Origin of the sequence: Streptomyces murinus (assembly GCF_002154555.1) — a bacterium.
GTDB classification, from domain to species: domain Bacteria; phylum Actinomycetota; class Actinomycetes; order Streptomycetales; family Streptomycetaceae; genus Streptomyces; species Streptomyces murinus.
This window is the reverse complement of sequence record NZ_MUNF01000456.1, coordinates 1-13,472: the sequence shown is the minus strand read 5'-3', so window position 1 is coordinate 13,472 and position 13,472 is coordinate 1. Positions and strand designations below refer to the sequence as shown.

The 13,472-nt window shown below is 71.5% G+C and carries 14 protein-coding genes; 5 read left to right on the top strand and 9 right to left on the bottom strand.

Annotated elements, in window-relative coordinates; all coding sequences use genetic code 11:
* Positions 1 to 1,120, bottom strand: a 1,120-nt coding sequence (locus CCN72_RS26315; protein ID WP_086810178.1) for a ferritin-like domain-containing protein, incomplete at its 3' end; no start/stop codon positions are given.
* Between the two features lie 124 nt (positions 1,121 to 1,244).
* Here CCN72_RS26315 and CCN72_RS26310 point away from each other — a divergent pair.
* On the top strand, positions 1,245 to 2,183 hold the full coding sequence (locus tag CCN72_RS26310; protein WP_086810175.1) for an AurF N-oxygenase family protein: 939 nt from the start codon (positions 1,245 to 1,247) through the stop codon (positions 2,181 to 2,183).
* A 95-nt stretch (positions 2,184 to 2,278) separates the two neighbouring features.
* Here CCN72_RS26310 and CCN72_RS26305 read toward each other — a convergent pair whose 3' ends face one another.
* Positions 2,279 to 2,869, bottom strand: a complete 591-nt coding sequence (locus CCN72_RS26305) for a hypothetical protein (RefSeq protein WP_086810173.1) — start codon at positions 2,867 to 2,869, stop codon at positions 2,279 to 2,281.
* Between the two features lie 113 nt (positions 2,870 to 2,982).
* Positions 2,983 to 3,522: a HutD/Ves family protein gene (locus CCN72_RS26300; RefSeq protein WP_244174462.1), complete on the bottom strand. Its 540-nt coding sequence runs from the start codon at positions 3,520 to 3,522 to the stop codon at positions 2,983 to 2,985.
* A gap of 158 nt (positions 3,523 to 3,680) precedes the next feature.
* Here CCN72_RS26300 and CCN72_RS26295 point away from each other — a divergent pair, with 158 nt between their 5' ends.
* The 3 genes from CCN72_RS26295 to CCN72_RS26285 all read left to right on the top strand — a co-directional run bounded on the left by CCN72_RS26295 (position 3,681) and on the right by CCN72_RS26285 (position 5,773).
* Positions 3,681 to 4,340 (top strand): TetR/AcrR family transcriptional regulator, encoded by a 660-nt coding sequence (locus CCN72_RS26295; RefSeq protein ID WP_086810169.1) that lies wholly within the window; start codon positions 3,681 to 3,683, stop codon positions 4,338 to 4,340.
* Positions 4,327 to 4,635, top strand: a complete 309-nt coding sequence (locus CCN72_RS26290) for a hypothetical protein (RefSeq protein ID WP_202441962.1) — start codon at positions 4,327 to 4,329, stop codon at positions 4,633 to 4,635. Before CCN72_RS26295 ends, CCN72_RS26290 begins: the two co-directional genes overlap by 14 nt.
* A gap of 115 nt (positions 4,636 to 4,750) precedes the next feature.
* Positions 4,751 to 5,773 (top strand): C40 family peptidase, encoded by a 1,023-nt coding sequence (locus tag CCN72_RS26285; protein WP_086810167.1) that lies wholly within the window; start codon positions 4,751 to 4,753, stop codon positions 5,771 to 5,773.
* Between the two features lie 81 nt (positions 5,774 to 5,854).
* Here CCN72_RS26285 and CCN72_RS26280 read toward each other — a convergent pair whose 3' ends face one another.
* The 5 genes from CCN72_RS26280 to CCN72_RS26260 are packed head-to-tail and all read right to left on the bottom strand — an operon-like array spanning position 5,855 to position 11,561.
* Positions 5,855 to 7,108 carry a styrene monooxygenase/indole monooxygenase family protein gene (locus CCN72_RS26280; protein ID WP_086810165.1) on the bottom strand — a complete coding sequence of 418 codons (1,254 nt, stop codon included), beginning with the start codon at positions 7,106 to 7,108 and terminating at the stop codon, positions 5,855 to 5,857.
* A gap of 23 nt (positions 7,109 to 7,131) precedes the next feature.
* Positions 7,132 to 7,791: a GTP-binding protein gene (locus tag CCN72_RS26275; RefSeq protein ID WP_037660270.1), complete on the bottom strand. Its 660-nt coding sequence runs from the start codon at positions 7,789 to 7,791 to the stop codon at positions 7,132 to 7,134.
* Positions 7,772 to 8,185: a DUF742 domain-containing protein gene (locus CCN72_RS26270; RefSeq protein WP_037660266.1), complete on the bottom strand. Its 414-nt coding sequence runs from the start codon at positions 8,183 to 8,185 to the stop codon at positions 7,772 to 7,774. The genes CCN72_RS26275 and CCN72_RS26270 overlap by 20 nt, the downstream gene beginning before the upstream one ends.
* Positions 8,182 to 8,673: a roadblock/LC7 domain-containing protein gene (locus tag CCN72_RS26265; RefSeq protein ID WP_086810163.1), complete on the bottom strand. Its 492-nt coding sequence runs from the start codon at positions 8,671 to 8,673 to the stop codon at positions 8,182 to 8,184. Before CCN72_RS26265 ends, CCN72_RS26270 begins: the two co-directional genes overlap by 4 nt.
* Positions 8,670 to 11,561 carry a sensor histidine kinase gene (locus CCN72_RS26260; RefSeq protein WP_425276175.1) on the bottom strand — a complete coding sequence of 964 codons (2,892 nt, stop codon included), beginning with the start codon at positions 11,559 to 11,561 and terminating at the stop codon, positions 8,670 to 8,672. Before CCN72_RS26260 ends, CCN72_RS26265 begins: the two co-directional genes overlap by 4 nt.
* Before the next feature lie 384 nt (positions 11,562 to 11,945).
* Here CCN72_RS26260 and CCN72_RS26255 point away from each other — a divergent pair, with 384 nt between their 5' ends.
* Positions 11,946 to 12,734 (top strand): protein phosphatase 2C domain-containing protein, encoded by a 789-nt coding sequence (locus CCN72_RS26255; protein WP_107430155.1) that lies wholly within the window; start codon positions 11,946 to 11,948, stop codon positions 12,732 to 12,734.
* A gap of 18 nt (positions 12,735 to 12,752) precedes the next feature.
* Here the strand turns inward: CCN72_RS26255 and CCN72_RS26250 are convergent, their stop codons facing one another.
* Positions 12,753 to 13,244 carry a MarR family winged helix-turn-helix transcriptional regulator gene (locus CCN72_RS26250; protein ID WP_037660260.1) on the bottom strand — a complete coding sequence of 164 codons (492 nt, stop codon included), beginning with the start codon at positions 13,242 to 13,244 and terminating at the stop codon, positions 12,753 to 12,755.
* Positions 13,245 to 13,472: the final 228 nt, after the last annotated feature.

Below are 13,472 nucleotides of genomic sequence, written 5' to 3'. Positions count from 1 at the left end.
CCCCCGCCTCGATCGCCTCCTCCGCCCCCGTCCCGATCGCCTCCTCCACCTCCGCGACCCGCGCCCGCTCCTCCGCCGCGAAGCGCCGGGCGTCCAGCTGGTCGGCCAACTCCTCGTCCTGGGCCATCAGTTGCTCCAGGTCACAGTCGCCCAGCTCCAGCACGCCGAGGTCGACATACGCCCGCCGGAGCCGCTCGCCCCACAGGCCGATGTCCTTGACGCAGGGCACGATGCGGCTGAACAGCAGCTTGCGGAAGAGCCGGAGGAACTCGGTGCGCTCGGTCAGTTCCTCGGCCTCGGCGCGGGGGATGCCGAAGTTCTCCAGCACCTCCACGCCGCGCAGCCGGTCGCGCATCAGATAGCAGCCCTCGACGACGAACTCCTCGCGCTCGCGCAGTTCGGCGTCGGTGAGCTGCCGGTAGTAGTCGCGCAGCGCCATCCGGCCGAAGGCCACGTGCCGGGCCTCGTCCTGCATGACGTAGGTGAGGATCTGCCGGGGCAGCGGCTTGTCGGTGGTGTCCCGGATCAGTCCGAAGGCGGCGAGCGCCAGCCCCTCGATGAGCACCTGCATGCCGAGGTAGGGCATGTCCCAGCGGCTGTCGCGCAGGGTGTCGCCCAGCAGTGCCTGGAGGTTGTCGTTGATCGGGTAGACGAGCCCGATCTTCTCCTTCAGGAACCGGCTGTAGATCTCGGCGTGCCGGGCCTCGTCCATGGTCTGGGTCGCGGAGTAGAACTTGGCGTCCAGGTCGGGCACCGACTCCACGATCCGGGCGGCGCAGATCATCGCGCCCTGCTCGCCGTGCAGGAACTGGCTGAACTGCCAGGAGGCGAAGTGCCGGCGCAGCTCGCCCCGCTCGCGCTCGCTCATCCGGTCCCAGTACGGCGTCCCGTACAGGGCCGTCGCCTCGTCGGGGGTGCCGAGCACGTCATGGGGATCGACCTCCAGATCCCAGTCGATACGCCGGGTGGCGTCCCACTGCTTGTCCTTGCCCTTCTGGTACAGGGCCAGCAGCCGCTCGCGGCCGTCGTCGTACTCCCAGCTGAACCGGGCCGCGCCGGACGCGGGCACCTGCCAGGTGGGCTCTCCGGGTTCGTCGGCGTACAGGTCATGGGTGGACATATCTCGCAGGCTCACACGTAGACGCGCGGTCAACAAGTCCTGCGCAGGGGATTGACGCCCTTGCTGACAGGCAGTCTCATAAGTTACTGGACGACATACCCCCGGGTAACGAGGTGAGGGAGCCATGACGACCCTGACGGAAGCGGACGCGCTGGACGGCCTGCGCGACGCGCTCGGCCTGCTCAAGGACCGGGAGCAGGTGGCCGAACGGCTGCTGGTCTCCTCCGCCAAGCACTCCTTCGACCCCGACAAGGAGCTGGACTGGGACGCGCCCTTCGAGGAGGGCAAGTGGTTCTGGCCGCCGGAGCTGGTCTCGCTGTACGGCACGCCGATGTGGCAGCGGATGAGCGAGGAGCAGCGCATCCTGCTTTCCCAGCACGAGGCGGCCGCGCTGGCCTCGCTCGGCATCTGGTTCGAACTCATCCTGATGCAGCTGCTGGTGCGGCACATCTACGACAAGTCGGCCACCAGCGCGCATGTGCGCTACGCCCTCACCGAGATCGAGGACGAGTGCCGCCACTCGAAGATGTTCGCGCGCCTGATCGAGCGCGGCGACACCCCCTGGTACCCGGTCAGCAAGGCGCACCTGAATCTGGGCCGCCTGTTCAAGACCATCTCCACCACCCCGGGCTCCTTCACGGCGACCCTGCTGGGCGAGGAGGTCCTGGACTGGATGCAGCGCCTGACCTTCCCGGACGAGCGGGTGCAGCCGCTGGTCCGGGGCGTGACGCGGATCCATGTGGTCGAGGAGGCGCGCCATGTGCGGTACGCCCGTGAGGAGTTGCGCCGCCAGATGGTGACCGCCCCGCGCTGGTCCCAGGAGTTCACCCGGGTGACCTCCGGCGAGTTCGCGCGCGTCTTCTCCGTCGCCTTCGTCAACCCGGAGGTGTACACCAATGTCGGGCTCGACAGGCGCGAGGCCATGGCCCAGGTCAAGGCCAGCGGCCACCGCCGCGAGATCATGCAGACCGGCGCCAAGCGGCTGACCGACTTCCTGGACGACATCGGTGTGCTGCGCGGGGCCGGACGGCGGCTGTGGCGGTCGTCGGGACTGCTGGCGTAGCGGAACGCGCGAAGTCCCCGCCGAAGGAACCCCTTTCCCCCGGCGGGGACTGGCGGTGGCTGGCGGGGACTTCGGTATGACGGCCGACCGCTCTCCTACTCGTGGGCGCTGAGCACACCGCCGTTGCTGAGCACGATGTACACGCCGTTGGCGTCGAGACCGACGTCGTGCCGGTCCTTCGTCTCGATGGTGGCGGCCACCCCGTCATGGCCGATGATCTGCGCGCGGTAGCGCAGCTCGCCGAACTTCGTCACCTTGACGGTCCAGCCGCCCGCGACCTTGAAGGTGCCCGGACCCTGGTGGCCGCCGCCCATCCAGGCGTGCACCTCGCCGTCCAGCGTGAGCACGATGAACATGTCGTTGTCGTCGAGCCCGGCGTCCTGCCCGTTCGTGTCCAGGGTGGCCAGGACCGAGCCGCGGTTGACGATCTTGGCGCGGTAGCTCTGCTCACCGAGCCGGTAGATCTCGGCCGTGCTGCCGTCCGGCAGCTTCTGGGTGCGCTCCGGGGCCGACTTCTTCGCCGCGGCCGCGGACACGGCGGCGTGGTGCGCGCCGCCGGTGGACGTGGCCGCGTGGGCGGAGACGGCGGCCAAGGAGAGCGCGACGGCCGCCGCGACGGCCACCAGGCCACCGGTACGAACGGTGCGAGCGGTACGGCCGGTGCGGCGCACCGTGCGAGCGATCATGATCGAAATCCCCCTCGGGCATCGGGTGGTCATTCCCTACGCTCCGTCAGATGACCTCTGTCCCAACGCAGTTCACCCGGTTCCGTCCGCACTTGGTAACAACGCGAAGGTCCCTAGACCTCCGCGGCCGTACCGCTGAAGGCGACGAGCGCGGCGACCCCCTCGACCTCCAGGACCTCGTCACGGGCGCCGGTGCACAGGGCCGCGTCCAGGCGGCCGAGGCGCGTGCCCGCCCCTTCGAGGACGGCGGGACCCTCCAGTACGACGACGAGCAGCACGGGCGCGGCGGGCGGAGCGGGCAGCGCCACCCGCCCTCGTACGATCTCCACCCGCGCGGTGGCCCGGCCGCGCCGGGTCATCACGTTGAAGTCGACGAGCGGGCCGCCGAGCAGCCGGCAGTCGGTGTCGGCGTCCCCCGGGAAGGCGAAGGGGACATACGGTTCGGCCACCGGGTGCGGGGTCCCGTCGACGGTGAGCACCATGCCGGGTCCCTCGACCAGGGTGATGACCCGGTCGACCCCCTCGAAGCGGGAGAACGGGCCGCCCCGGGCCACATCGGCGAGGCTGACGCGCCACGCGAAGTCCGCCATGTCCGCGCCCTCGGGGGCCGCGGCGATCTCCCGGGTCAGCCCGCCCCCGTTCTTCCACGGCATCGCCGCACGTCCCTCGGCCCTCAGCACCCGCACCGTCATCCCGCACTACCTCTCGTCCGCTGTCCCCCGTGTGTATCCGCGGACCGCCCCCGCTGTCGAGCGCGGTAGGCCGACCGGCACGCGGCGCCCGCCCGGACCCGCAAGTTACGCTGCCTGGCATGACCCCCCAGACCGCCACCCCCGCGTATCGCCGGCTCAGTGTCGAGGAGCGGCGGCGCCAGCTGCTCGACGCGGCGCTGACGCTGTTCGCGCACCGGGCCCCCGAGGACGTGTCGCTGGACGACGTGGCGGAGGCGGCCGGGGTGTCGCGGCCGTTGGTGTACCGGTACTTCCCCGGCGGCAAGCAGCAGCTGTACGAGGCCGCGCTGGGGTCGGCCGCGGACGAGCTGCGGCAGTGCTTCGACGAGCCCCGCACCGGCTCCCCGCTGGCCCGGCTGACCCGCGCCCTCACCCGCTATCTGACCTTCGTGGACGAGCACGACACCGGCTTCGCGGCGCTGCTGCGGGGCGGCAGCGTGGTGGAGACCTCGCGCACCACGGCCATCGTGGACGGGGTACGGCGGGCCGCCGCCGAGCACATTCTCAGCCATCTCGGCGCCACAGAACCCGGGCCCCGGCTGCGCATGACCATCCGGATGTGGATCACGGCCGTCGAGGCGACCTCCCTGATCTGGCTGGACGAGGACAAGCAGCCGCCCGCCGGCGAACTGCGGGACTGGCTGGTGGACCAGTTCGTCGCCACCCTCTCGGTCACCGCGGCCCGCGACGAGCAGACGGCGGCCCTCGTGGGCACCCTCACCCGCGATGGCCGAGACTGAGACCGTGAAGAGCCAGGACATCCCCTTCGAGGGCGGCCCCATGGACGGACGCGTGCTGCCCGTCCTGCTCGGGCCGACCGGACATCCCCCGAAGACGTACCGCATCCCCGTCCCCGACCCGGACGACGGCCCGCCCACGGTGTACGTCTACCGGCGCGTGCCGCGCGGCCACAGCAAGAGGCTGGGCCTCATCCAGGGCTGGAAGTACACGTACGACCCCGACGACACCTCCGGCGGGCGGCTGCGCTGGCCCTGGTCCAAGCCGTCCGGCAAGCCGGGTGACACGCAGGGGTGACAGGGTTGCGCCGAACCGCGCACACGCGGCGCGCGCCCCACAGGAATACGTCTGATTATCGCGGTCGGATAGGGAACGGCAATGCGCCCACCCCTTCCGCACCCGAGGTGATGACGTGTCAGGAAAGCTTGTGCGCCTGGCCTGTACGGCCACGGTGGCGGCCCAGGCCGTCCTCGCGCCCGTGCCCGCCACCGCCGCGCCCGAGCCGCAGCGCTCCGTCTCCCAGCTGCTGACGGACCTCCAGAAGCTGTACCGGCAGACCGAGCAGGCCACCGAGACCTATGACGCCACCGCCGACCGGCTGGGGCGGCAGAAGTCGGAGGTGGCCCGCCTCGACAAGGAGCTGAGCCGCGCCCGGCGCGCCCTGGAGGCAAGCCGCGCCGACGCCGGCCGGCTGGCCCGCCAGCAGTACCAGGGCGCCTCCGGCGGCCTCGGCCCCTATGTCAGCCTGCTGCTCGCCCCGGATCCGCAGCGCGCGCTGGACGAGGGCCATGTGCTCGGCGAACTGGCCCGCCAACGCGCCCGTACGGTCGACCGGTTGACCGGCGCCGAACGGCACTCGGACACCGTCGCCCGCACCGCCCGCAAGGCCCTCGACACCCAACGGGCCCTCGCCGGGCAGCAGAAGAAGCAGCGCGATGCCGTCCAGGCGAAACTCGCCGACGTGGAACGCCTGCTGGCCACCCTGGACCCGGACCAGCTGAGCGCCGTCGACCGCCTCGAACAGCAGGGCGTCAGCGCGGCCCAGCGGGCCCTCGCGGGCTCGCTCTCCGACGACCACCCGGCCTCCCGCCAGGGCGAACGCGCCCTCCGCTTCGCCCTGAAACAGGTCGGCAAGCCCTACGTCTGGGGCGCACAGGGCCCCTCCTCCTACGACTGCTCCGGCCTGACCTCCAGCGCCTGGCAGCACGCGGGCACCCCGATCCCCCGCACCAGCCAGGAGCAGTGGCGGCACCTGCGCCACATCCCCCTGCACCAACTGCGCCCCGGCGACCTGGTGATCTACTTCCCCGAGGCGACCCACGTGGCGATCTACGCGGGCGACGGCAAGGTCGTCCAGGCCCCGAGACCCGGCACCCGGATCAAGATCTCTCCGGTGGCGTCGAATCCCGTACTGGGCGCCGTACGACCGGGTTAGCGCCCCTTCAGGGGCGCGGGGCACCGTGCGACCGGCCGCAACGAACCCGCGGCCGCGCACGCACCCGCGCCCCCGCGGCGACTACGCCCCCGCCACCGCCGAGAGGTACGCCCCCGCCTTCTCCGGCTCGAAGAAGAAGTTCTCGAAGTCGGCCGGGTTGTCGAACCCGTTGGCGAACCGATCCGCCACCGGCTGCAACTGCCCGGCCGCGCCGATGAGGTTCAGGACGTGCTCCGGCGGCGGCGCCAGCATCGCGTTCGTCCACTTGGTGACATGCTGCGCCGTCTGCCAGTACCGCTCGAACGTGCCGCGCATCCACTCCTCGTCGAACGGCTGCTCCCCGCGCTCCAGGATCGACGCGAGGTAGGAAGCCGCGCACTTGGACGCGGAGTTGGAGCCCTGTCCGGTGATCGGGTCGTTGGCGACGACCACGTCGGCGACGCCGAGCACCAGGCCGCCCGAGGGCAGCCGGCCGATCGGGTTGCGCACGGTCGGCGCGTACCGCCCGGCCAACGTGCCACCGGCGTCCGTGAGTTCGACCTTCGTCGCCCGCGCGTACTCCCAGGGCGTGAACCTCTCCATGAGTTCCAGGGTCAGGGAGAGGTGTTCGGCCGGGTCCTTGACACCGTTGAAGACATCGAGCGGGCCGCCCGGTATGCCCTCCCAGAACAGGATGTCGGCGCGCCCGGAGACGGTGTACGTCGGCATGACGAACAGCTCGCCGACGCCCGGCACCAGGTTGCAGCGCACCGCGTCGAACTCGGGGTGCTCGGGGCGCGGTCCGAGCCCGTGCACATACGCCACCGCGAGCGCGCGCTGCGGCTCGCTGTACGGGGAGCGCGCGGCGTCGCGGCCGAACATGGACACCAGCTCGCCCTTGCCCGCGGCGACCAGCACCAGGTCGTAGGTGCGCGAGAAGTAGTCGAGGTCGCCCACCGCCGCGCCGTGGATGACCAGTTGGCCGCCGCGCTGGGCGAAGGTCTCCATCCAGCCGGCCATCTTCACCCGCTGGTCGACGGACTGGGCGTGGCCGTCCAGCTTGCCGACCCAGTCGATGGCGCGCTGGGTGGGGCCGGGGTCGTGCGAGCCGGGGGCCGCGACCGAGACGCCCAGTCCCTGGATCTTCGGGGCCTGGGACTCCCAGAAGTTCAGCTGGAGGTCGCGCTCGTGCTGCAACGCGGTGTGGAACATGCACTGCGTCGACATCACGCGGCCGGACCGGATCTCGTCCGCGGTCCGGTTCGACATCAGGGTGACCTCGTAGCCGTGCGACTGAAGGCCGAGGGCGATCTGGAGGCCGGACTGGCCGGCTCCGACGACGAGTATCTTCCGCATGCGGGTGGTGGCTCCTTACAGGACTACTCGGGGGTTTCGTCCAGCGCGTGGCCGACCAGGGCCAGTAGGGTCTCGATGGCCGAAATCCGCCGGCGCGCATCCATGATCATGACAGGGATGTGCGGGGGTATCGTCAGCGCCTCCCGTACGTCCTCGATGTCGAACCGCTCGCTGCCGTCGAAGTGGTTGACCGCGACGACGTACGGCAGTCCGCAGCTCTCGAAGTAGTCCAGGGCGGGGAAGCAGTCCTTGAGGCGGCGGGTGTCGGCCAGCACGACGGCGCCGATCGCGCCGCGCACCAGGTCGTCCCACATGAACCAGAACCGCTGCTGACCCGGCGTGCCGAACAGATAGAGCACCAGGTCGTCGTCGAGCGTGATGCGGCCGAAGTCCATGGCCACGGTGGTGGTGACCTTGTCCGGGGTGTCGGACAGGTCGTCGGTGCCCTCGCTCGCCTGGGTCATCAGCGCCTCGGTCTGCAAGGGCGTGATCTCCGAGACGGCCGTGACCAGGGTGGTCTTGCCGACGCCGAAGCCGCCCGCCACCACGATCTTCGTCGCGATGGGGGCTCGCGTCCGGTCCGTCTGCCAGGCCTTCAGGTCCTCGTCGGGTTCGGCGAAGCCGGCGACGAGGGGGGCGGCGCCTCCGAGGGAGGCGGTGGCGTCAGAGACGGCGAAGTCCACTCAGCACCCTTTCCAGCAGAGCGCGGTCCGGACGGCCGGTGCCGTGACCGGTTCCGGTGCCGTACACACGGATCTTTCCCTGGTCCGCGAGGTCGCTGAGGAGCACGCGGACCACGCCGAGCGGCATCTTCAGCAGCGCGGCGATCTCGGCCACCGTGCGCATACGGCGGCACAGTTCGACGATGGCCCGCATCTCCGGCATGACACCGGCGAGCGATCCCTTCGTCAGTTCTCTACGCTCCTCGGGCGCCTCGATGGCCGCGGTGCTGGCCACGAAGGTCTCCACGAGGAGGACGTGTCCGAAGCGGGTGCGACCGCCGGTGAGCGAGTAGGGGCGCACGCGGGCGGGTTTGCGCTCGCCGCCGCGCACCGGGAGCTTCGGTGTGCCGCTCATCGGGCGCTCCCGGCCGACTCCAGGGACTTGCGCAGCTCGCTGCGGAGTTCCGGGGTGAGGACGTGTCCGGCGCGGCCGACGAACAGCGCCATGTGGTAGGCCACCACGCTCATGTCGCACTCGGCGGAGCCGTGCACGCCGAGCAGTGAGCCGTCGCTGATGGACATCACGAACAGGCTGCCCTCCTCCATGGCGACCATGGTGTGCTTGACCCCGCCGAACGTCATCAGCTTGGCGGCGCCGACGGTGAGGCTGCCGATGCCGGAGACGATGGTGGCGAGGTCCGCGGAGGAGCCGCGGGGTCCCTTGCCGGGACGGGCCTGGCGGGACTGCGCTGTGTGGCCCGGGTCGGACGACAGCAGCAGCAGACCGTCCGAGGAGACCACGGCGACGGACTGGATGCCGGGGACCTCCTCGACCAGGTTGGTCAGCAGCCAGTGCAGATTGCGGGCCTCAGTGCTCAGCCCGAAGGTACTGGGAGCGGTCAACTGCTTGCCTCCTCGACAGGGCCCCCCGTGGTGTCTTCGGAATGGTCTTCGATCTCTGCCTCGACGTCGCGGTAGCCGGCCTGTGCTCCTCGGCGGAAGCCACCGAGCCTGCGGCGCAGGGCCTCGGCGTCGACGCTGGTGCTGCGCTGGCGGGGCGGGGGGGCGGGTGCGGTGACCCTGGGCGTGCGCTTGGGCAGCCCCTTGCTGGTGACCCGTTCCTCGGCCTCGCCGTCGTCGGCGGCCCCGGTCATGGGCCGCGCGTGGCTGATGTGTTCGGCGTCCCCGTCGGCATCGACGGGAGCAGCCGGCCGGTCGTCCGGCCGGTCGTCGGGTTCCCCGTCCGGTGCCTTCTCCGGTGCGTTCCCCGACGTCTTGTCCGGTGTGCTCCCCGGCGTCTTCTCCGGTGCGTTCTCCGGTGTCCTGTCCGGTGCCTTCCGCGGTGCCTCGTCCGTGAGCGGGAGCAGCAGCTCCATCGTGGTCTCGGCGAAGGTCTCCACCGGGGCCTTGGGCCGGGCCCCGGCCTCCTCCGCGCCGGGCCCCGCCTGCTCGTGCGTCGTCTCCTCGGCGGCTTCCGGCGCCGTCTCCTCGGCCGGGTCCGGGGCAGTCTCCCGCTCGTCCGCCCGCTCCGGCTCCGCACCGGCCTCCCTGACCGCCTTCTCGGCCAGCGCCACCAGCGGGTCCTGCTGCTCGGCGCCGTCCTTGGGACGGGTGGGCAGGACATTGGAGTTGGCCTCGGCGGCGGCGCCCGGCAGGGTGAAGGTGCCGGTGGTGGAGGTGGCGACCTGCGGGGGTACGGCCGTCGCGGGGGCCTCGGACAGCAGGGTGGCCGGCAGCACCACGACCGCGGCGACCCCGCCCTGCTTCTGCTCGCGCAGCTGCACCCGTACACCGTGCCGGTGGGCGAGGCGGGCCACGACGTACAGGCCGAGCCCGAGGCCGTCGTCACCCTCCTGGTCGTACCCGGCCTCGGGGTCGAAGTCGGCGAGGCGCGCGTTGAGCCGGGTGAGGCGGTCCTCCGCCATGCCGATGCCCTCGTCGTGCACGGAGAGCATGACCTCGCCGGACTCCAGCAGCCAGCCGGAGACCTCGACCGGCACGTCCGGCGGGGAGAACGTGGTGGCGTTCTCCATCAGTTCGGCCAGCAGGTGCGAGAGGTCGTCCGCGGCGAAGCCCGCGATGTGCGCGTGCGGCGGCAGCGCGGCGATGCGCACCCGCTCGTACCGCTCGATCTCACTGACCGCGGCGCGCACCACGTCCACCAGCGGCACCGGTCCGTGGTGCTGCTGGACATGCTCGGTACCGGCGAGGACCAGCAGGTTCTCGCTGTGCCGGCGCATCACGGTGGCGAAGTGGTCCAGCTTGAAGAGGGTGGCGAGACGCTCGGGGTCCTGCTCCCGGTCCTCCAGACCCTCGATGACGGCGAGCTGGCGCTCGACCAGACCGAGGGTGCGCAGCGCCAGGTTGACGAAGGTGCCGCCGATGCTGGCGCGCACCCGGCCCAGTTGGGCCGCCGCCTCGGCGAGTTCGGCGCGCAGCTCCTCGCGGGCGTCGGCCATCTTCTGCCGCTGCCCGACCAGGTGCTTGCGGTCGGTCTCCAGGGTAGTGACCCGCTCGTGCAGGGCGGCGGCGTGCGCGTGCAGGGCGTTGACGGAGCGGACGACCTGCGCGAACTCGTCGTTGCGGCCGGTGAAGGCGATGGGTTCGCGGCCGGCCGGGTCGCCGGGCTCGGCGAGCCGGGCGGTGCCGCGGCGCAGCACCGACAGGGGCCGGGTGAGGGTGCGGGCCATGGCGGTGGCGATGCCGACCGCGACCAGCAGCAGCACGCCGAGGACGGCGACCCGGATCTCCAGCGCGGTGACGTCGTCGTCCCGCAGCTTCTCCAGGTCCTGGGTGCGGTGCTCGTAGAGGGCGGACTCCGCTCCGCGCATCAGGTCGAGCCGCCCGGACAGGGCCGCGTCCAGCTTGGTGGCGCTGGTGCCCGAGGCGCTGTCGGGGAAGGTCGGCTGGGCGGTGAAGGTGTCCAGGTACTTCTCGGCCGAGTTGACGTCGGCGCCGGTGACCGTGGAGTCGTACGCGTCGACGGCCGACTTGGGCGCGTTCTCGCGGAAGTCGGCGAGGGCCGCGTCGGAGCGCAGCCGGGCCCGCTGGGCGGCGGCGGTGAGCGCGTCGCGCTGCTTGCGGCCGGCCTCGGTGGGCACGGAGGTGGTGGTGGGCAGTCCGGTGACGGGGTTGAACACCGTCTGCGTGGTCGCCGGGACGTTGAGCGCGGCGAGCAGCAGGCCGCGGGCGGCGGCGGACTGCTGGACGGCGGTGTCCAGTTCGGCGAGCGCGTAGCCGCCGGAGCCGGCCCGCGGGGGCATCCGCTCGGCCAGCTGCTCGGCGAGCCCGTGCAGTTCGGTGATCGTGGCCGAGTACGCCTGGTGGGCTTCGAGCGCGCTGCTCTTGCCGGTGAGGGCGGCGCGCCGGACGGTCGCGATGCGGTCGAGGTCGCCGCGCAGGTCCGCCGGGGTGCCGCTGTCGGCGCGCAGATCCGCCACCTGGCGGTCGACGCGGGTGCTGCGGTCCTCGGCGGGCGCCTTGGACTCGGGGCGGCCGGCCGCGATGTAGGAGGTGACCTCGTCGCGCTCGTCGGCCAGGGAGCCCGCGAGGGCGAGGGCGTCCTGGGTGCGGGAGGCCAGCGTCACCAGGTCCTGGGAGTCGCTCACGTCCGAGGACGCGGTGAGCAGGGAGGGGGCTCCGGCTCCGGCGACCGCGGCGGCCACGACCGCGACGGCGACGATCAGCCGGGTGCGCACATGCGTGGGCCGCCCGGTGCCCACGGGAGTCTCGGGGGCGGCCTTCTCGGGGGCCGTCTGCCTGCCTGTGCGCCGAGGCCGCTTCATCTGCACCGGTGCTCGCATTCCTGAACTCGTCTACCCAAGGGCCCGGGTGGCGCCCCGTCAGCTCGGTGCCAAGTGGTGCGTGCACCCGGTTCGTACGGTCCCCGACCCTCCCAGCGCCGGTGGGCAGTGGTCGCGCATCACCTGACCCGCCACCCGAAGGAGTGAACATCGGAGGGGAGTTGGCGGGCAAGTTCCTCTGGCGTGTGCGGGGCCGTTCCCCGGCGGGCCGGTTGGACGCGCGCGAAAGGGTTTGGCAGTATTCGCCACCGCGCTTTTTCGGAGTGGCCCATTACCCCCCAAACCAGGCGCCTGACCTGCGCGAGCATGACAATCCACGGGCGATTGCCGGTCTTTGGGGAAGGCCGTGAAGGGCTCGTGCAGACTGGCCGAATGCGAACTGATCTCGTTTCGGAACCCGGCGACGCGACGCGACCCAACGAGGACTTCGCCGATGTCGGACTACCCGCCTCCGGACAGGGCGGTTGTGTGATCTTGCTGGACGGGGTGACACCGCCCGCCGGGGAGACGGGCTGTCTGCATTCCGTCCCCTGGTTCACCGCCCGGCTCGGCGGGGCACTGACCGAACTGACCGTTTCTGGCCGAGATCTGACGCCGGCCGACATCCTTTCTTCGGCGATCGAGCGCACCGCGCAGACACATGCGGACACCTGTGACCTTTCTCACCCGCGCACGCCTCAGGCAACCGTGGTCATCGTGCGGTGGTCCGTCGAGACGGTCGAGTACCTGGTGCTCTCCGACTCGGCGCTGCTGCTGCGCTCGCCCGCCGGGGAGGTCACCGCGGTCCTGGACGACCGGCTCGCCCGGCTGCCCCGCTCGGCGCTGGCCACCGACGCCCTGGTGGACGCGAACCTGCGCAACAAGGAGGGCGGCTTCTTCACGGCCGCCGCGGACCCGTCCGTCGCCGCCCGCGCGGTGACCGGCACCGTGCCCCGCGGCGAGGTCGCCGAGCTGGCCGCCCTGACGGACGGCGCGACCCGCTGGACGGAGACGTTCCACCAGGGCGACTGGACCGGCCTGTTCGACGTCCTCGCCAAGGACGGCGCCCGCTCGCTCGTCGACCGGGTACGGCAGCTGGAGTCGGCGGACGAGCGGGAGCGGGCGTTCCTGGGGCGGAGCAAGACGCACGACGACGCGACGGTGGTGTACGTCGAGCTGTGACCCCCGCTCGGCCGCGGGTCATTTCTCCATGACGCCGTTCAACTGGTGCAGCAGCCGGGCCAGCTCGGCCACCTCGCGGCGGTCCCAGTGGGCGAGCTGGCTGACGTACCGGGCGCGGCGGGCCTCGCGGACCGTGCCGACCCGGCGGTGGCCCTCCTCGGTGAGGGTGACGAGCCAGGCGCGGCCGTCCGCGGGGTCGGGCTCGCGGGTGATCAGGCCCAGCTCCTCCAGGGCGCGCAGCTGGCGGGACATGGTGGCCTTGCCGACGCCGAAGTAGCCGGCGAGTTCGGTGGCCCGCCGGCCGCCGTGCTCGTTCAGCCGGATCAGCAGTCCGTACGCGGAGGACTCCAGATCGGGGTGGACCTCCCGGGCCATCTCGCCCTGGTTGGCGCGGGCGCGTCGCAGCAGTACGGTCAACTCGCGTTCGAGTGCCAGGAATTCCTGGTCTGCACCACTGGGCGTCACCTGCTCGGCGACGCGTGCTTCTGCGCCGTTTCCGTCCTCGTGCACGTCACACCCCTGATCGGTTTCGCGGTCCTGAAAGTTTCTGCCAAACGCCGTCATAGCCGCAGCTCCGTAAGTATTTCGCAGGCGTAGACCAACGGCGGCGGCCGGACCCCCTTCCCACGCCGCTATCTACGTGCGTAGCTTTTTCGTCAGGCATTGAATGACATGCCCACGACAGTGCACCTCTTCCGAGGTGACTGCCATGTTCCCCCCACTTTCACCCCACCCTCC